The sequence below is a fragment of the Rhodanobacter sp. FW104-R8 genome, assembly GCF_001617365.1.
Taxonomy (GTDB): Bacteria; Pseudomonadota; Gammaproteobacteria; order Xanthomonadales; family Rhodanobacteraceae; genus Rhodanobacter.
Map to the genome: position 1 here is coordinate 80479 of NZ_LVJR01000020.1, position 17095 is coordinate 97573.

The window sequence follows — 17095 nt, forward strand, 5'->3', positions numbered from 1 at the left end:
CTCGGGAGAAAGCCTCATGAGCACGGCCCGAACCGCCACCCCGACCACCCACCGGCATCAGCCGCCCGGCGCCCGCTACCTGGGCCGGCACGCTCCGGATGCGTCGCTCGACGTGACCCTGGTGCTGCGGCGCCGGAACCCGCTGGGCACGATGGCCCCGCCTGCCTCACGCGCCGCGCGGCATGCCGACTTCGAGGCGAAATACGGCGCCGATCCGGCCGACGTGGATCGCCTGCGCAGCTTCGGCCGCCAGCATGGCCTGCAGGAACTGGCCAGCGAACCGGGGCGGCGCGCCCTGCACCTGCGCGGCACGGTGCAATCCCTGCAGCAGGCGTTCGGCGTGCAGTTGGGCCGTTACGAGCTGATGCCCGGCGGGGTGTCCTATGTCGGCTGCGCGCAGGCGCCGACCCTGCCGGATCCGTCGGTCATCGCCGTGCTGGGCCTCGACCGGCGCCCGGTCGCCCGGCCGCACTTCCGCGTGGCGCAGGCGCAGCCGGTGAACACCTACACCCCGCTGCAGGTCGGCCAGTTGTACGACTTCCCCGCCGGCACGGACGGCAGCGGCCAGGTCATCGCGATCATCGAACTGGGTGGCGGTTATCGGCAGGCCGATCTGGATACCTACTTCACGTCGCTCGGCCTGGCGACGCCCTCCATTACCGCCATCTCCGTCGACGGCGGCAGCAACCAGCCCGGCGGCGCCGCGGATGCGGAGGTGATGCTGGACATCGAGGTCGCCGGCGCACTGGCGCCGGCGGCGAAGCTGGCCATCTATTTCGCCCCGAATACCGACCAGGGCTTCTACAACGCGATCTCGCAGGCCGCGCACGACAGCAGCCGGCCGGCCACGGCGATGTCGATCAGCTGGGGCGCTCCCGAGGACAGCTGGACCACGGCATCGCGCAACGCGATGGAAACCGCGCTGGAGGACGCCGCCGCGCTCGGCGTGACGGTGACCGCGGCGGCCGGCGACAGCGGTTCCGGCGACGGCGAAAGCGATGGCCAGCCGCACGTGGATTTCCCCGCCGCCAGTCCATCCGTGCTGGCCTGCGGCGGCACGAAACTGGTCGGCGTCGGCAGCACGATCAGCAGCGAGGTGGCATGGAACGAGACCGCGGCCAACGAGGGCGCCACCGGCGGCGGCGTGAGCACCGTGTTCGCGCGGCCGGGCTGGCAGGCGGCCGCACAGGTGCCCACGGCGGCCGGAAGATTCGCCGGACGCGGCGTGCCGGACGTCGCGGGCAACGCGGACCCGCTCACCGGCTACGCCGTGCGCGTGGACGGCCAGGACGAGGTCGTCGGCGGCACCAGCGCGGTCGCGCCGTTGTGGGCCGCGCTGGTGGCTCGCCTCAACCAGCAACTCGGCCGCACGCTGGGTGCGGTCCAGGCCGCCCTGTACGGTCTCGGCAACGGCGCATTCCACGACATCACCCAGGGCGACAACGGCAGCTACGCGGCGGGTCCGGGCTGGGACGCCTGCACCGGACTGGGCAGCCCGGACGGACAGGCCCTGCTCGGCGCGTTGCAGGCGGGGGCAGGCAAACCCATTCCGGCCCCGCCCGGCCACAAGCCCAAGCACGGGGGCCACAAGCCCAAGCATGGCGGCCACAAGCCACCTGCGAAGGGCGGCAAGCACAAGGGCAAGCCGTAGGATCGCCCGGCACGCGCAGGGCGGCCCAGCCTGCCGGATGCGGCCGGTGCTGGACGCTGGCCCGCATTCACGGCAGGCTTGCTGCTTTCCGTGTCCCCTTCTGGAGCCTCGATGCGCGTTACCGCCCCCACCCTGCTCGTCGATCTCGGCGGCACCAATGTCCGTTTCGGCGTGGCCGACCCGTCGCGCGACAAGCCGCTGCTGCCCGACAGCATCCGGCGCTACCGCGTGGCCGAGCACGACTCGCTGGTGGCTACCGCGAAGCACTACCTCGCCGACACCGGCCTCAAGGTGAGCCGCGCCATCGTGGCCGCCGCCGGGCGCATCGTCGATGGCGAGACGGTCAAGGTCACCAACAATCCGTGGGCGATCTCGGCGCAGCAGACCGCCAGCGCGCTGGGCCTGGAATACGTGCACCTGGTCAACGATTTCGCCGCGCAGAGCATGGCGGTGACCCTGCTGCAGGGCGACGACCTGGTCGACGTGGGCATGGTGCCGCGCCCGGTGGTGGGTGCCGAAGCCGAGCAGACCTTCGCCGTCGTCGGCCCCGGCACCGGTCTGGGCGTGGGCGGCCTGCTGGTGCGCGGCGGCCACTGCAGCGTGCTGCAGACCGAGGGCGGCCACGCGGGCTTCGCCGCGCACACGCCGGAGGACATCGCCATCCTCGACTACCTCAACCACAAGTTCGGCCGTGTCTCCAACGAGCGGCTGATCTGCGGCCAGGGCCTGGTGAACCTGTACGACGCGATCTGCCACATGGTCGGCGCGCAGCCCGAGGCGCTCAAGCCGGAGGACATCACCGCCCGCGCGAAGGACGGCAGCTGTTCGCTGTGCACGCGCACGGTGGAGACCTTCGCCGGCATCTTCGGCAGCGTCGCCGGCGACCTGGTGCTCACGCTCGGCGCGTGGAACGGCGTCTACCTCACCGGCGGCCTGATCCCGATCCTGCTGCCGTGGCTGGAACGCGGCCGCTTCCGCGAACGCTTCGAGGCCAAGGGCCGCTTCCGCGACATCATGGAGAAGGTGCCGACCCAGGCGATCATGAACCCCGAGCCGGGCCTGCTCGGCGCGGCGGCGCTGGCGGTGCTGGAGTCGGGGCGCTCGCTGCTGCCGCGATAGCCCATCCGCCTGGCCGATCCGGGAGAAACCGCCCATGCCCCGCCACGACACCGCCTTCCTGTTCGACCTCGACGGCACGCTGATCGACAGCGTCTACCAGCACGTGCTGGCGTGGAAGGAGGCGCTGGACGGGGAAGGCGTGGAGCTGTCGGTGTGGCGCATCCACCGCAAGATCGGCATGAGCGGCGGGCTGTTCGCGAACATCCTGCTGCGCGAGACCGGGCTGGCGATCACCGAGGAGCGCCTCGACCGCCTGCGCCGACGGCACGCCGACGCGTTCAACCGGCAGCATGCCCAGGGTTCGGTGCGGCCGCTGCCGGGTGCGCGCGAGCTGCTGGATTACCTCACGGCGCAGGGCATCCCGTGGGCGATCGCCACCAGCGGACGGATGGAAACCGCCGCACCCAACCTGGCGGCGCTCGGCGTCGACCCGGCGCAGGTGCCGGTGGTGACGCGCGACCAGGTGCGCCACGCCAAGCCCGATCCGGACCTGTTCCTCGCCGCCGCCGCGCGGCTGGGCGTGGACATCCGGCAATCGCTGGTGATCGGCGACAGCGTGTGGGACATGCTCGCCGCGCAGCGCGCCCGCGCGCTCGGCGTCGGCCTGCTCGCGGGCGGCTATGGCCTGGCCGAGCTGCAGCAGTCCGGCGCATTCCGCGTGTACGACGACCCGGCCGACCTGTTGCGCCACGTCGATGAAGTGGCCGCGCGTGATTGAGCCTGCGGCCGTCGCTGAACCGCACGCCCGCGCATCATGAAAAATTAATCCCCAGTGCGCGGTCCGGGGGTAGGCTTCTTCACCATCCGCTCACGGAGCCGCCCATGCGCCGCCTCGCCGCCAGCCTGCCGCTAGCCCTGCTGCTTGCCGCATGCTCGCCCTCGCCGGCGCCACCGCAAGCCGGCGCCGGCCGGAACGCGCCGGCGGATGCCGCACTCGGCTCGCCCGAATGGTACGTGTGGGTCGACCGCTCGCTGCACATCGGCGACAACGGCCACGGTCCCGAGCACGGCTCGCCCGCATGGAACCAGGCCGTGCAAAACAAGCTGGGCCAGGAAGCGCCGCAATCGGAACCCGGCTCGCCGCAGTGGCAGCAGTCGGTGGATGCGCTGCTGCGCGCGCGGCTGCCGCCGTCGTCCTGACGGGCGTCTCACTCCGGCGCCAGCAGCGTCTCCAGGTCGCTTTCGTCGAAGCGCAGCCTCTCGCGGGTGCCGCCGCCTTCGAGCACGGCGGCGGCCAGCTCGGCCTTGCGCTCCTTCAGCTGCTCGATGCGCTCCTCCACCGTGCCCGAGGTGATCAGGCGGAACACGAACACCGGCTTGTCCTGGCCGATGCGGTGCGCGCGGTCGCTGGCCTGCGCCTCGGCGGCGGGGTTCCACCACGGGTCGTAGTGGATCACGGTGTCCGCGGCGGTGAGATTGAGGCCCACGCCGCCGGCCTTCAGCGAGAGCAGGAACAGCGGCACCTCGCCGTTCTGGAAGCGCTGCACCGGCTCGGCGCGGTCGCGGGTGTCGCCGGTAAGGGTGACGTAGCGGATGCGCCGGCGGTCCAGCTCGGCGGCGATCAGTTTCAGCATGCCGGTGAACTGCGAGAACAGCAGCACCTTGCGGCCCTCGTCGAGCAGCGCCGGCAGCATGTCCATCAGCAGCTCGAACTTGGCCGATTCGTTCACGCCGCGCGCCGCTTCGAGCTTGACCAGCCGCGGGTCGCAGCAGACCTGGCGCAGTTTCAGCAGCGCGTCCAGCACCACGATGCCGGAGTGCGCGATGCCGCGCTGGGCGATCACCTCGCGCAGTTCCTCGGCCAGCGACAGGCGCAGGCCTTCGTAGAGATCGCGCTGGCGCCCCTCCAGCACCACGCGGCGGGTGATCTCGGTCTTCGGCGGCAGCTCCTTCGCCACCTGCGCCTTGGTCCGGCGCAGGATGAACGGCGCGATGCGCAGGTTCAGCCGCTGCTGGCATTCCTCGTCGTGCTGCTTCTCGATCGGCACGCGGTAGAAGCGGCGGAACGCACCCTCGTCGCCGAGCAGGCCGGGCACGGCCAGGTCGACCTGCGACCACAGCTCGCCCAGGTGATTCTCCAGCGGCGTGCCGGTGAGGCAGACATAGCGCGGCGTGCGCAGGCTGAGCAGGGCGCGGCGCGCCTGCGTGCGCGGGTTCTTCACCTGCTGCGCCTCGTCCAGCACGATCAGCGCGAACGGCTGCTTGCGCAGCGCGACCACGTCGCGCGGCAACAGCGCATAGCTGGTCAACACGATGTCCTGCGCGCCGAGCTGGATGAATTCCTCGGCGCGCTGCGGCCCGTGCAGAGTCAGTACGTGCAGCATCGGCGCGAAGCGCGCGATCTCCGACTGCCAGTTCGGGATCAGGCTGGTCGGCACCACCACCAGCGCCGGCTGGGTCAGCGTGCCGGCCTGCTTCAGCGCCAGGAGATGGGTGATCAGCTGCAGCGTTTTCCCCAGGCCCATGTCGTCGGCGAGCACGCCGCCGACGCCGGCTTCGGCCAGCGCGTTCAGCCAGCGCAGGCCCTCGCGCTGGTAGGGCCGCAGCTCCACGGTGAGCCCGTCGGGCACCGCGTCGCTGGCGCGTTCAGCGGCATCGCGCAGGCGCGCGGCGAAACCAAGCAGCGGTTCGGCCGCCTCCAGCGTGCCGTCGCCGGGCATCGCCGCGGCGAGTTCCTCCAGCCGGCCGGCCTGCACCCGCGGCAGGTGCAGTTTCTTGCGCGGCTTCTCCAGGTATTCGGCCAACGGCGCCAGCAGCCCGCGCAACTCCTTCAGACGCACCGGCACGCGCCGGCGCGCGTCGACCGGCGCGTACCACACCGCGTCCTCCGGCTCGTTCGGCGCGGGGCTGAGGTTCAACTGGTGCTCGGCCAGCGCCTGCGCCACGGCCGGCAGCAGGTTGTGCCGCTGGCCGTCCAGCTCGATGCCGATCTCCAGGTCGAACGCGTGGTCGTCGGCATCCTCCACCGCCTGGCCGTACCAGTGCACCGGGCCTTCCAGCACCTCGAACGGGAAACTCGGCGCGTACTCGACCTGGAAGTTCTCTGCCTCGAGCTTGGGCCGCAAGGCCAGCCAGCGCGCCGGCGTGTTGACCTCCAGCGCGCCGGCATAGCCGGTACCGGGAAACAGCCAGGCGTCGTCGGGCAGGGTCTCGGCCACGTCCCACGGCAGGCCCTCGGTATCCACGCCGGGAGTGAGCCCGGCGCGTTCGAGCCGTTCCATCGCGCTGAGTTCCTCGGCGCGGCGGCGGATGATCTCGACCAGCTGGCTGTTGCGCACGCGCCGCACCAGTGGCTCGCCGCCCCGCCCGGGCAGGCGTTCGCCGGCGTAGTCGAAGGCCAGCCGCGCATAGCCCAGCGGCGGCGTGCCGGCGGCGAGCCGGGCATGCCGGGTCAGCGCGTGCAGGATCAGCACCGGCTTCGGCGCGAGCGCCGAGCGGCGCACCTCGCCGAACACCAGCGGCGGCGGTACCCGCGTGGCCAGCCGGCTGCCGGCCAGGCGGCCACGCAGGCGGCGGCCGTGCTCGTGTTTCAGCGGCGGCAGTTCCAGCCAGTGCGCTTCCTCGGGCGCGGCGTCGAAACGGCCCACGGTGGCGCGCTCGACGTCCAGGTACCACAGGCCGTCGATGCGCAGCAGGCGCTGGCTGTGCGGCAGCACCGGCAGCAGGCGCTGGCTGCCGTCCGGCTCCAGCTGCCAGTGCCAGTTGAGCGGATGCGACCTGCCGCGCGACAGGCGCAGGCCGGCCAGGCCGCCGAGGAAGCACGGCGCGGTATCGAGGATCTCGGCCAGCAGGGTATCGCCGACGTGGCCGCCGAGGCGCGCGTAGCTGCGGCCCTTGCGCACGTTCTGCGGCAAACCCAGCATGGTCGCGGCCAGGCGCTGCTCGTGCGGCTGCAGCGGCGACTGCGCCAGATGCCGGCTGTCCAGCGGCACCGGCCGCGCATAGCGGCCGTGCTCGACCACTGCCAGCAGCACCGGCGCCACGTCCAGCCGGGCAAACGGGGCGCCCTCTTCCGGCATCACCTCCAGGAAGAAACCGAGTACGCCATGCTCGCCGGCCACCGCCGGCTTCGGCGCGGCCAGCAGCCGCCGCCAGGCCGGCGGCAAGGCTTCGTCGTCGCCGGATGGCGGGACGGCGACGTGCTGTTTCTCGTCCGGTTGCTGCATGCGCATGCGGTCCGCGGCGACGACCAAAACATTGAGCTTAGCAGTGCGGCGGCAGGATGCGACCGTCGCCGGCGCGACAAATCGCGTCGCCGCCGGCGGGGTCAGCCGGTGCCGAACAGGCCGTGCGGATATTCCGGCTTCTGCTCGCGCGCCATCAGCGCCTTGAGCCCGTCGACCGGGGTGACCTCGCCGTGCAGCACGGCGCGCACGCCCGCGCTGATCGGCAGGTCCAGGCCGTGCTTGTCGGCCAGCCGCGCCACCTCGTCGGCGGTGAGGATGCTTTCCACCACCTGGCCGATCCGGCGCACCGCCTCGTCGATCGCCACGCCCTGGCCCAGCGCCAGGCCGAGCCGGCGGTTGCGCGAGAGATCGCCGGTGCAGGTCAGCACCAGGTCGCCGAGGCCGGACAGGCCGATCAGCGTCTCCGGCCGCGCGCCCAGCGCCACGCCGAGGCGCAGCATCTCGTTCATGCCGCGGGTGATCAGGCCGGCGCGGGCGTTCAGGCCCAGCTGCATGCCGTCGGCGATGCCGGTGGCGACCGCCAGCACGTTCTTCATCGCGCCGCCCAGCTCGGCGCCGAGCACGTCGCCCCCGGAATACGCGCGCAGGTTCGGCGCGTGCAGCAAGGTGGCCAGCTGCTGCGCAAACGCCGCGTCGTCCGAATGCACGGTGACCGCGCTGGGCAGGCCGGCGGCGACTTCCTTCGCGAACGACGGGCCGGTAACCACCGCCGCGGCGCGACCGGGCAGCCGTTCGGCCACCAGTTCGTGCAGGAAGCGGCCAGTGCCCGGCTCGAAGCCCTTGGTCGCCCAGGCGATCGCGGTGCCCGCATCCAGCAGCGGGGCCAGCTCGGCCAGCATCGCGGCGAACGCATGGCTGGGCACCACGATCAGCACGATCCCGGCACCGCGCACGGCGGCAGCCAGGTCGGCTTCGTAGGTCAGCTGCGCCGGCAGCTCGGTGTCCGGCAGGTAGCGCCGGTTGCGACGGCTTGTCGCCATCACCGCCAGTGCCTCGCGGTCACGCCCCCACAGCGTGGTCGGGACGCCGTTGCGCGCGGTCAGCGCCGCCAGCGCGGTGCCCCAGGAGCCGGCTCCGAGGATGGTCAGCTTCGGGTTTTCAGCCATGCACGCGGCTCAGCTGTTGAGCATGGCCGGGGCGTTGTCGCCACCCATCGCGCGGCGCTGCTGCTCGGCGAACAGCGCATCGAAGTTGATCGGCTGCAGCAGGAACGGCGGGAAGCCGCCCTCCAGCACAAGCGAGGAAATCACCTGGCGGGCATACGGGAACAGCAGGTTGGGGCAGTAGCTGCCGATGATCCCGGCATGGTCCGCCTCGCTGAAACCGGCAATGCCGAACAGGCCGGCCTGTTCCACCTCGGCCAGGTAGGCGGTGCGCTGGCCGACCGTGCAGGTCAGGGTGAGGCTGAGCACCACCTCGTACAGGTTGTTGCCCAGGTCGGTGGCTTTCTGGCCCAGGTTCAGCTGCACCTGCGGCTGATCCTTCTCGTCGAGTTCCTGGAAGATCTGCGGCGCATTCGGCGCCTCGAAGGACACGTCCTTCACATAGATCTTCTGCATCACCAGCTGCGGCTGACTGGCCTGGCCATTGGCCTGGTCGTTGGTGATCTCTTGTGCCATCGGGGAGTTCCTCGGGTTTCGGTGTCGTGTATAAAAGAGGTCGATTGTTCCATACAACACCACCGCGCGCACGTCGGAAGCCGCCCGGCCGACCGGGGCGGATTGCGCACGGCCTTGTTTTTCTGCGAGAATACGCGGCTCGCCTCTGTCGACCCGGTGCTTCCGGGCGGTCCGCCACGCGGTACGGACCCCACGATCATGCGTTGCGACAACTCCAGCATCGCGTGGCGCATGGCGCCGCTGGGCCGATCTCACCCTGGCCAACGGGTGTCAACCAAAAATTACGGAGGTCGTCATGGCCCGTGTATGTCAAGTCACCGGTAAGGGTGTGCAGAGCGGCAACAACGTCTCGCACGCCAACAACCGCACCCGTCGCCGCTGGTTGCCGAACCTGCATGAGCGTCGCTTCTGGGTGCCCAGCGAGAACCGCTGGATCAAGCTGCGCGTTTCCAACAACGCCCTGCGCACGATCGACAAGAATGGCATCGAGGCCGTGATTGCCGAGATGCGCGCCCGCGGCGAAAAGGTCTGAGGATTGAGCCATGGCTAACAAATCGCAAGACAAGATCCGCATGATCTCCTCGGCCGGCACCGGCCACTTCTACACTACGCAGAAGAACAAGAAGAACACGCCGGAAAAGTTCGAGTTCAAGAAGTACGATCCGGTCGTGCGCAAGCACGTGATCTACAAGGAAGGCAAGATCAAGTGACATTCTGGCGCGTCCGCGCGTAGCGCGTACGCCTTTGCCAGAACGTCATCCCGGCGCAGGCCGGGATCACCTCTGCTTCTGCAACAGCGAGACTGATACCTCCAGGAAAACCCGCCCTCGTGGCGGGTTTTCTTTTGCTCGAATGGAATGGCCTGACCGACGCGCCATGGCGAACCTGGTCATCCATGTTGCTTTTGCGCAAGGCCCGATGGATGACCAGCTCCGCCGTTGAAAAGCTCCTCCGGCCTTCGCCGGAATGACGAAGTTCGGAGATTATTCGGGTCTCCCCGCAGACCCAAATAAACAAAACCCGCCACGAAGGCGGGTTTTGTCGAACCGTCGTGCCGCCGGACGAATCAGGCCGTCGCGACGCTGTAGCCCTTGAGCCGTTGCGCGAACTCCTGCAGGGCGCGGATGCCGCTTTCCTCGGCTTCGTGGATCCACTGCTGCAGGCCCTTCAGCGCCTGCTCGGCACCACGCTGTTCCATCAACGCCGCAAGGCGGCTGCGGAAGTCGCACACGGTCTTCAGCGTCGGGCGCCGCGCAAGCACGGCCTGCATGCGGTCGCGGCCTTCGTTGTCGAGCCAGCGGCCGCCGTCGGCCAGCGCCAGGCGCATGCGGCGCGGCATCGACTTGATGCTCTCGCCGGCGTGCTGCGCCTCGTCGCTGATGGTCGGCAGGATCACGCCGCGGTAGTAGTCGGTCATCGCCTGGAAGCGATGGGTGAGCACGGCCCTCAGCGTATCCGCATCGGGCAGGCGCACGTTCGGGCGCACGTCCAGCGACGGCGCCACGCGCAGCACCTTGGCCAGGCCCAGCGCGCGCAGGCCGCAGATCGCCGCCCAGCCGATGTCGAACTCCCACTTGCGCAGCGCGAACTTGGCCGAGCTGGGGAACGCGTGGTGGTTGTTGTGCAGCTCCTCGCCGCCGATCCAGAAACCCCATGGGATCAGGTTGCGCGCGGTGTCGGCGCTCTCGAAGTTGCGGTAGCCGGCCCAGTGGCCGATGCCGTTGACGAAGCCGGCGGCCCAGAACGGGATCCAGACCATCTGCACGGCCCACAGCGCGGCGCCGATCACGCCGAACAGGGCCAGGTCGATCAGCAGCATCAGGGCCGGGCCCCAGTACGGATGCGCGCCGTAAACCTTGTGCTCGACCCAGTCGTCCGGGGTGCCGCGGCCGTACTGCTCCATGTCCTGCTTCGACTCGCAGGCATCGCGGTACAGCGAGACGCCGTCCCAGAACACCTTCTTGATGCCGTAGATCATCGGGCTGTGCGGGTCTTCCTCGGTCTCGACCTTGGCGTGGTGCTTGCGATGCACCGCCACCCACTCGCGGGTGACCATGCCGGTGGTCAGCCAGCCCCAGAAACGGAAGAAATGCGCCAGCGCCGGGTGGAAGTCCACGCCGCGATGGGTCTGGCTGCGGTGCAGGTACAGCGTCACCGTGAAGATGGTGAGCTGGGTCACGATCAGCATGTAGACCAGCATCTGGCCCCAGCTTGCGCCGGTAAAACCGTCGTTCAGGAAATTGAGTACGGCGTCGAGCATGGAAGGCACCGGGTGAGGGATGGGGCAGTGTAGATCGGGGGTTTCCATACCCGCCAGCACGGCAAACCACGGATGATAGCAGCCGGTCAAGAGCGGGGCGCTAAAGCGACGTTATTCGCGCCCGCAGCCTGCGCCTGTTGTCTAACGATGGGGGCGCCGTGACAATCACGCAATGACCTCACGCATTTCCGATTCACCCCGCACCGTCCTGCGACTGCACCGGCTCAGCCGCCGCCGCGCCGGCCGCGTCGCCGTGCAGGACCTCAGCCTGCAGCTGCAAGCCGGCCAGGTGATGGGCTTGCTGGGCGTGAACGGCGCCGGCAAATCCACCACCTTGTCGATGATCGCCGGCGCGCTCAGGCCCGACAGCGGCGGCATCGAGCTGAACGGCGAGGATTTCCTGGAGCACCCGGTACTGGCCCGCACGCAGATCGGCTGGCTGCCGGAACGCGCGCCGGTCTGGGCCGAACTCAGCGTCGAGGAGCATCTCGACGCGCACGGCCGCCTGCGCGGCATGGGCGGCGCCGCGCTGCGCCAGGCGCGCACCGCGATCATCGAGCGGCTGGAGCTGCAGCCGCTGGCACGGCGCCTGGCCGGCGTGCTGTCGCAAGGCCAGCGCCAGCGCCTCGGCCTGGCCTGCGCGCTGCTGCACCGCCCCGCGCTGCTGGTGCTGGACGAGCCGGCCAACGCGCTCGATCCGGTGCAGGTGGCCGCGCTGCGCGCGTTGATCCGCGAGCAGGCCGCCGCCGGCACCGCGGTGATCCTGTCCACCCACCTGCTGGCCGAAGTCACGGCCGTGTGCGACCGCGTGGCGATCCTGCACGAGGGCACGCTGCGCCACGACGGCCCGGTGCGCGCCGACGACCACGCGGCGCTGGAAAAAACCTTCTTCGGGATCGCGATGAACGGCGGCACCGAACCGGCGCGCGCCGCATGAGCCACGCTTTCGTGAACACCCTCGCCGTGACGCGGCTGGAATGGCGCCGGCTGCTGGTGCGCCCGCTGGCCTGGGTACTCGCCGCGCTCACCCTGGCCTGGCTGGCGTGGAACTTCACCCTGCTGCTGGGCGGTTTCCTCGCCGGGCAGATCCAGCGCGCCGCGCTGCCGGACGGCCCCGGCTTCATCGACCTGGTCGGCGTGCCGCTGCTGGCCCAGCTGGCCCAGCTGGCGTTCCTGGTGGTGCCGTTGCTGTGCATGTCGGCGCTCGCCGGCGAGCGCCGCAACGGTACCCTGCCGCTGCTGTTCGCCGCCGGCGTGCCGGCCTGGCGCATCGTGCTGGGCAAGTACCTGGGGGTGCTGGGCTGGCTGCTGCTGTGGCTGGCGCTGACCCTGGCGATGCCGCTGGCGCTGATGCACGCCACGCACTTCGACTGGGGCAAGCTGGCCGCCGCCACGCTGGGGCTGGCGCTGATGCTGGCCGCGCTGGCCGCGATCGGCGTGGCCTGCTCGAGCTTCGCCTCGCACCCGGCGCTGGCCGCTGCCGCCGCGCTGGTGGTCGCGCTGGCGCTGTGGGGCGTGAACCTGGGCGCGCAGATGGCCGGCGTCAACGGCGGCGCGATCAACTGGCTGGCGATGAGCACGCACCTGCAGCCGATGCTGCGCGGCCTGGTCTCGAGCACCGACATCGTGTGGTTCGTGCTGCTGATCGCGCTGGCGCTGGCGCTGGCCGCACGCCGGCTCGATGCCGACAAGGAGCGTGGCTGATGCGCAACCTGTTCAGGCGTCTGGACGGCTGGTTGTTCGCGCTGCTGCTGGTGCTGGCAGCCGGCGCGGCCGGCTACCTCAGCACGCGCTACGCGCACCAGGCCGACTGGACCGCCAACGGCCGCACCAGCCTGTCGGCGGAAAGCCGCGCCGTGCTGGCCAGGTTCGACGGCCCGGTGGAAATCGTCAGCTACGCGAACCCGCAGGGCGACCTGCGCCGGACCGTGGCCGGTTTCCTGCAGCGCTACCAGGCGGTGAAACCCGACCTCGGCCTGCGCTTCGTCGACCCGCAGCTGGACCCGGCGAAGATGCGCGAGCTGGGCATCACCGTCGATGGCGCGCTGATCCTGCACTACAAGGATCGCGAGCAGCGACTGGACGAGTTGTCCGAGCGCAGCCTCACCAACGCGCTGGAACGGCTGCTGCGCGGCAGCGACCGCATCGTGGCCTTCGTCACCGGCGACGGCGAGCGCCGCGCCGACGGCCAGGCCAATGCCGACCTCGGCACCTTCATGGCGCAGCTGGAAGCGCGCGGCATGCGCGCGGTGCCGCTGAACTTCGCGCAAGTGCCCGCGGTGCCCGAACACACCGACCTGGTGGTGCTGGCCAGCCCGACCCTGGCGCTGCCGCCGGGCGCGGTGCAGGCACTGGTCGGCTACGTGCAGAACGGCGGCAACCTGCTGTGGCTGACCGAGCCGGCAAACGACGACCTCGGCCTCGGCCCACTCGCTGCCGCGCTCGGCGTGCGCATGCTGCCCGGCGTGCTGGTCGACGGTTCCGGGGCCGCGCTCGGCCTGCACGACCCGCGCCTGATCGCGCTGGGCGACTACCCGGCGCAGGCGATCACCCGCGGCTTCAACCTGACCACGCTGTTCCCGCAAGCCTCCGCGCTGGCGCAACTGGCGCAGGGCGGCTGGGCGGTCAAGCCGTTCCTGCGCTCCGGCGCGCAGAGCTGGACCGAGTTCCGGCCGATCGACAACAGCAAGCCCTCGGAGATCCGCTACGACGCCGATGCCGGCGAGCTGAAGGGGCCGCTGGACTTCGGCTTCGCGCTGAGCCGGCTGTCGCCCAGCCCGGACAAGAGCGAACAGCGCGCGGTGGTGATCGGCGACGGCGACTTCCTCTCCAACACCTTCCTCGGCAACGGCGGCAACCGCGCGCTGGGCGAGCGCGTGTTCGACTGGCTGCTGGGCGACGACAAGCTGGTCCAGTTGCCGCCGCGCGGCGCGCCGGACCGGCTGCTGGAAATCTCGCAAGCCGGCTTGAACGCGCTGAGCCTCGGCTTCCTGGTCGTGCTGCCGTTGTTGCTGCTGCTGGCCGGTGGCCTGATCGCGTGGCGCCGGCGGCGGCGCTGAGCGATGAAGCGCGCCACCCGCCAGCGCCTGTTCCTGCTGCTCGCCGCGATGGCGCTGCTGGCGCTGGCGTCCTGGCAGTGGCAACGCGATGCCCGCCACGCCACCGGCAACCTCACCGCGCTCGATCCGGCCGCCATCACGCACGTCGCGCTCACCCTGCCCGATGCGCCGGCCCAGCACTATGAAAAGCGTGACGGCCACTGGTGGCGCCTCGACGGCACGCCGCAACGCGCCAACGATGCCCGCCTCAACGACCTCGCCGGCACCGCCGCCGCACCCGTGCTGAGCTGGCGCCCGGCCGGCGATTTCGATCCAGCGAAGATCGGCCTGGCGCCGCCGCGGGCATCGCTGGTGCTGGACGGGCAGACGCTGGAATTCGGCGAGGGCTCGGTCACCGGGCCGCAACATTACGTGCGCGTGGGCCGGCGCATCGCGCTGGTGTCGACCCGCTACATGCCGCGCTCGCCGGCCACCTCCACCACCGAGCTGCACTGAGCGCCGTGCCCGAGCTGCCCGAAGTCGAGACCACCCGCCGCGGCATCGCGCCGTACGTGATCGGGTGCCGCGTCACCGGCGTGATCCTGCGCCGGCCCGACCTGCGCTGGCCGATTCCGCCGGAGATCAGCGAACGGCTGCCCGGCCAGCGCATCGACGCGGTGGAGCGGCGCGCGAAATACCTGCTGCTACACACCGCGGCCGGCAGCGCGCTGCTGCACCTGGGCATGTCCGGCGTGCTGCGCGTGCTGCCGCCGGACGCGCCGATCGGCAAGCACGACCACGTCGACATCGCGCTGGAGCGCACCCCGGAGCAGGCGCCGCGCATCCTGCGCTTCACCGACCCGCGCCGCTTCGGCTGCCTGCTGTGGCAGCCGCCCGGCGAGACGCATGAACTGCTGGCGAAGCTCGGTCCGGAGCCGCTGACTGACGCCTTCGACGGCGACCTGCTGTGGCATCTCTCGCGCGGCCGCACGGCGGCAGTGAAATTGTTCCTGATGGACAACGCCGTCGTCGTCGGCGTGGGCAACATCTACGCGAGCGAGGCGCTGTTCCGCGCCGGCATCGACCCGCGCAAGCCGGCCGGCAGCGTCTCGCGGGCACGCTACGCGCGGCTCGCCGCCGAGGTCAAACGCCTGCTGGCCTGGGCGATCGAGCGCGGCGGCACCACTCTGCGCGACTTCCTCAACCCAGACGGCGCGCCCGGCTACTTCTTCCGCGAGCTGATGGTCTACGGCCGCGCGGGCGAACCGTGCCACGCCTGCGGCACGCCGATCAGGCAGGTCACGCTGGGGCAGCGCTCCACGTTCTGGTGCCCGCGCTGCCAGCGGTGACGTTCTTGTTGACGCGGCTCGCGCCGTTGCCGCCAGTATCTGCACTTGCGCAGCCGTGGGGATCAGAGCGATTTCGTGCGCCTGGCGGGGCGGCGCCCGAGTTCCTTGTTCTCTGCGTGGCCAGAGAAAAGGAACCAAAAGAGAGGCCCCCCCCGGGGCTGCGCTCGCCGGGCTCCTGCCCGGCAAGTCCGTGAGGCGGGACCGGGCTTTTCGACCGGACTCCTGCCCGGGCGAAAAGGCGTTGCCCCTGCCGATGCCCGCTGTGCGGCCTGATCGCCCCGCCTCACCGCCGCCCAGGGGGACCCGACAAAAGCAGCGCGCATCCCGCGCGCTCTCGAAGAGCCAATCCAACCGTCCGTTGCACCCCGCTGGCGATCCCAACAATCCGCTGGTGTTCGAGTCGCAGCACGCTTACCAAGCGCCGCAAAATCACCGAGCCGTTTCCGCATCTGCCACGCATTGAATCCGCCACTAGGCGGAATTCGCTGCGATAACACCTAAAGCGATTGCTGCTGCTCCTAAACCCCTCGGCACCTTTCCGGGTATTGGCTTCGCGGCACACTGAGCAAGAAAGCTGGGACAGTCCCACCTCAAGAGACAGAGGTTTGGCGCCACGCAGGAAGGAAAAATATCTCTCTTCAAACCATGTTACGCCGCAGATAGTGCATCACAATTTTCGAAACATATCAATGCAACATATTGATACATAAATATATTTACATGCAAAATCTATACTGTTCATACACAAATAACAATCTTGTAACATTTTTATGTGCAGGATCGCTTGCACTCTTCTTCGTGTCATGTAACTATGCGTCTTAACGTGCCACTCTCGCAAGAGGAAGGACTGACGTCATGAGCGAAAAGACCATCAAACCGCCGTACTCTACTTATCGGAGCTTCACCGGCTTGATCGACGAGTTGCGTAGTCATGACGTGATGCCTGGGGTCATTGATCGCAGCTTCCTAAGCAGGCGATCAGGCTCCGAACAGTCCGCACTTATCTTCACGCTGAAGTGGTTCAGACTTACGGATGAAAGTGGTGCACCTACTGCGCTTCTGCGCAAGTACGTTAGTGCCGACGAGGAAGCCGCGAAGTCATTGTTTGCTGACATGGTTCGCAGCTCATACAGTGCGGTTACCGATGGCACGTTTGCTCTCGGCAGCGCGACGACGAACATGCTTGCTGACAAGTTTCGCGAGTACGAGATCAGCGGATCCACTCTCTCAAAATCGATCAGCTTCTTCCTATCTGCAGCCAAGGATGCGGGCATTACCGTCAGTCCGCATGCGAAGGCTCCAGCCGCCCCCTCAAACGGCGGTAGTAAGCGCAAATCTAAGTCGCCAGCAGGCGCGCAGCCTCCGACACTTCCGCCCGGTGCTGGTGTCCAAGACGCGACTAAGCCCAAGCCGCCGAGGGAAAAAATGGTGGCGATTCCGATTCCGATTTTCGGCGGCCAGGACGGCGTTATTTATCTGCCGGGGCACATGACTGCAAAGCAGTGGGAGAACGTAATCAGGATGACGGAGTTCATCCTCAAGAACTACCGCGACACGATGGCCGACGAGGCACCCGCAGAAAATGGAGATGACTCATGACATTAGAGCGTGGCTGCTCGTTGATGCCCGCCGCCGCGAGTAGCCCAGAAAAAGCAACGCCCCAACTCAAGTTTCCCGTCGCGAAACAGGCTTGAGTTGAGGCGTCAGGTAGGCAACCGCTGGTGAGGTTGGTTCGGAGTTGAAAGTCACCTCTGCAAAGGTGACCGTCAACAGGTTCCGAGCAATCTCGCCGGCTTCACGGCAAGGTGGTTGAGGGCGTCCCTCTACCGGTTACCGAGGCCCATACAGCGTAGGGAGTATACCCCCTGGACC

General features: G+C 69.2%; 16 protein-coding genes. 12 read left to right on the top strand and 4 right to left on the bottom strand.

Annotated features, from left to right (window positions below; translation table 11 throughout):
- The first annotated feature begins 16 nt into the window (after window positions 1-16).
- From RHOFW104R8_RS05490 to RHOFW104R8_RS05505, 4 genes are all read left to right on the top strand, one after another.
- Window positions 17-1651 carry a protease pro-enzyme activation domain-containing protein gene (locus RHOFW104R8_RS05490; RefSeq protein WP_068092879.1) on the top strand — a complete coding sequence of 545 codons (1635 nt, stop codon included), beginning with the start codon at window positions 17-19 and terminating at the stop codon, window positions 1649-1651.
- Between the two features lie 111 nt (window positions 1652-1762).
- Entirely contained in the window at window positions 1763-2770 is a 1008-nt protein-coding gene (glk, locus tag RHOFW104R8_RS05495) for a glucokinase (RefSeq protein ID WP_068092876.1), read from the top strand.
- A gap of 34 nt (window positions 2771-2804) precedes the next feature.
- The gene (locus RHOFW104R8_RS05500) at window positions 2805-3488 is read left to right on the top strand and encodes an HAD family phosphatase (protein WP_068092872.1); all 684 of its coding nucleotides are present in this window, start codon (window positions 2805-2807) and stop codon (window positions 3486-3488) included.
- Between the two features lie 104 nt (window positions 3489-3592).
- Window positions 3593-3910, top strand: coding sequence for a hypothetical protein (locus RHOFW104R8_RS05505; protein WP_068092870.1), 318 nt, complete (start codon window positions 3593-3595; stop codon window positions 3908-3910).
- A gap of 8 nt (window positions 3911-3918) precedes the next feature.
- Here the strand turns inward: RHOFW104R8_RS05505 and RHOFW104R8_RS05510 are convergent, their stop codons facing one another.
- The 3 genes from RHOFW104R8_RS05510 to secB all read right to left on the bottom strand — a co-directional run bounded on the left by RHOFW104R8_RS05510 (window position 3919) and on the right by secB (window position 8576).
- Window positions 3919-6936: a DEAD/DEAH box helicase gene (locus RHOFW104R8_RS05510; protein WP_068093075.1), complete on the bottom strand. Its 3018-nt coding sequence runs from the start codon at window positions 6934-6936 to the stop codon at window positions 3919-3921.
- Between the two features lie 101 nt (window positions 6937-7037).
- Window positions 7038-8063 (bottom strand): NAD(P)H-dependent glycerol-3-phosphate dehydrogenase, encoded by a 1026-nt coding sequence (locus tag RHOFW104R8_RS05515; RefSeq protein ID WP_068092867.1) that lies wholly within the window; start codon window positions 8061-8063, stop codon window positions 7038-7040.
- Window positions 8064-8072: 9 nt separating this feature from the next.
- Window positions 8073-8576 (bottom strand): protein-export chaperone SecB, encoded by a 504-nt coding sequence (secB, locus tag RHOFW104R8_RS05520; RefSeq protein ID WP_068092865.1) that lies wholly within the window; start codon window positions 8574-8576, stop codon window positions 8073-8075.
- Between the two features lie 295 nt (window positions 8577-8871).
- Between secB and rpmB the strand changes: the two genes are divergently transcribed.
- Entirely contained in the window at window positions 8872-9108 is a 237-nt protein-coding gene (rpmB, locus tag RHOFW104R8_RS05525) for a 50S ribosomal protein L28 (protein ID WP_007513766.1), read from the top strand.
- A 10-nt stretch (window positions 9109-9118) separates the two neighbouring features.
- The gene (gene rpmG, locus RHOFW104R8_RS05530; protein WP_007513765.1) at window positions 9119-9286 is read left to right on the top strand and encodes a 50S ribosomal protein L33; all 168 of its coding nucleotides are present in this window, start codon (window positions 9119-9121) and stop codon (window positions 9284-9286) included.
- 356 nt (window positions 9287-9642) lie between these two features.
- On the opposite strand, the gene RHOFW104R8_RS05535 is transcribed toward rpmG, so the two are convergent.
- Window positions 9643-10836, bottom strand: a complete 1194-nt coding sequence (locus RHOFW104R8_RS05535) for an acyl-CoA desaturase (RefSeq protein WP_068092863.1) — start codon at window positions 10834-10836, stop codon at window positions 9643-9645.
- Window positions 10837-11008: 172 nt separating this feature from the next.
- On the opposite strand from RHOFW104R8_RS05535, the gene RHOFW104R8_RS05540 reads away from it, so the two are divergent.
- The 6 genes from RHOFW104R8_RS05540 to RHOFW104R8_RS17295 all read left to right on the top strand — a co-directional run bounded on the left by RHOFW104R8_RS05540 (window position 11009) and on the right by RHOFW104R8_RS17295 (window position 16822).
- Entirely contained in the window at window positions 11009-11773 is a 765-nt protein-coding gene (locus tag RHOFW104R8_RS05540; protein WP_068092860.1) for an ABC transporter ATP-binding protein, read from the top strand.
- Window positions 11770-12540 (top strand): ABC transporter permease, encoded by a 771-nt coding sequence (locus RHOFW104R8_RS05545; RefSeq protein ID WP_068092858.1) that lies wholly within the window; start codon window positions 11770-11772, stop codon window positions 12538-12540. Before RHOFW104R8_RS05540 ends, RHOFW104R8_RS05545 begins: the two co-directional genes overlap by 4 nt.
- Complete coding sequence (locus tag RHOFW104R8_RS05550; protein WP_068092854.1) at window positions 12540-13895, top strand: GldG family protein; 1356 nt, start codon at window positions 12540-12542, stop codon at window positions 13893-13895. Before RHOFW104R8_RS05545 ends, RHOFW104R8_RS05550 begins: the two co-directional genes overlap by 1 nt.
- Window positions 13896-13898: 3 nt before the next feature.
- Window positions 13899-14390, top strand: a complete 492-nt coding sequence (locus tag RHOFW104R8_RS05555; RefSeq protein WP_068092852.1) for a hypothetical protein — start codon at window positions 13899-13901, stop codon at window positions 14388-14390.
- 5 nt (window positions 14391-14395) lie between these two features.
- Window positions 14396-15223: a bifunctional DNA-formamidopyrimidine glycosylase/DNA-(apurinic or apyrimidinic site) lyase gene (mutM, locus tag RHOFW104R8_RS05560; RefSeq protein ID WP_068092848.1), complete on the top strand. Its 828-nt coding sequence runs from the start codon at window positions 14396-14398 to the stop codon at window positions 15221-15223.
- Between the two features lie 855 nt (window positions 15224-16078).
- Window positions 16079-16822: a DUF5343 domain-containing protein gene (locus tag RHOFW104R8_RS17295; protein ID WP_153021678.1), complete on the top strand. Its 744-nt coding sequence runs from the start codon at window positions 16079-16081 to the stop codon at window positions 16820-16822.
- The last annotated feature ends 273 nt before the right edge of the window (window positions 16823-17095 follow it).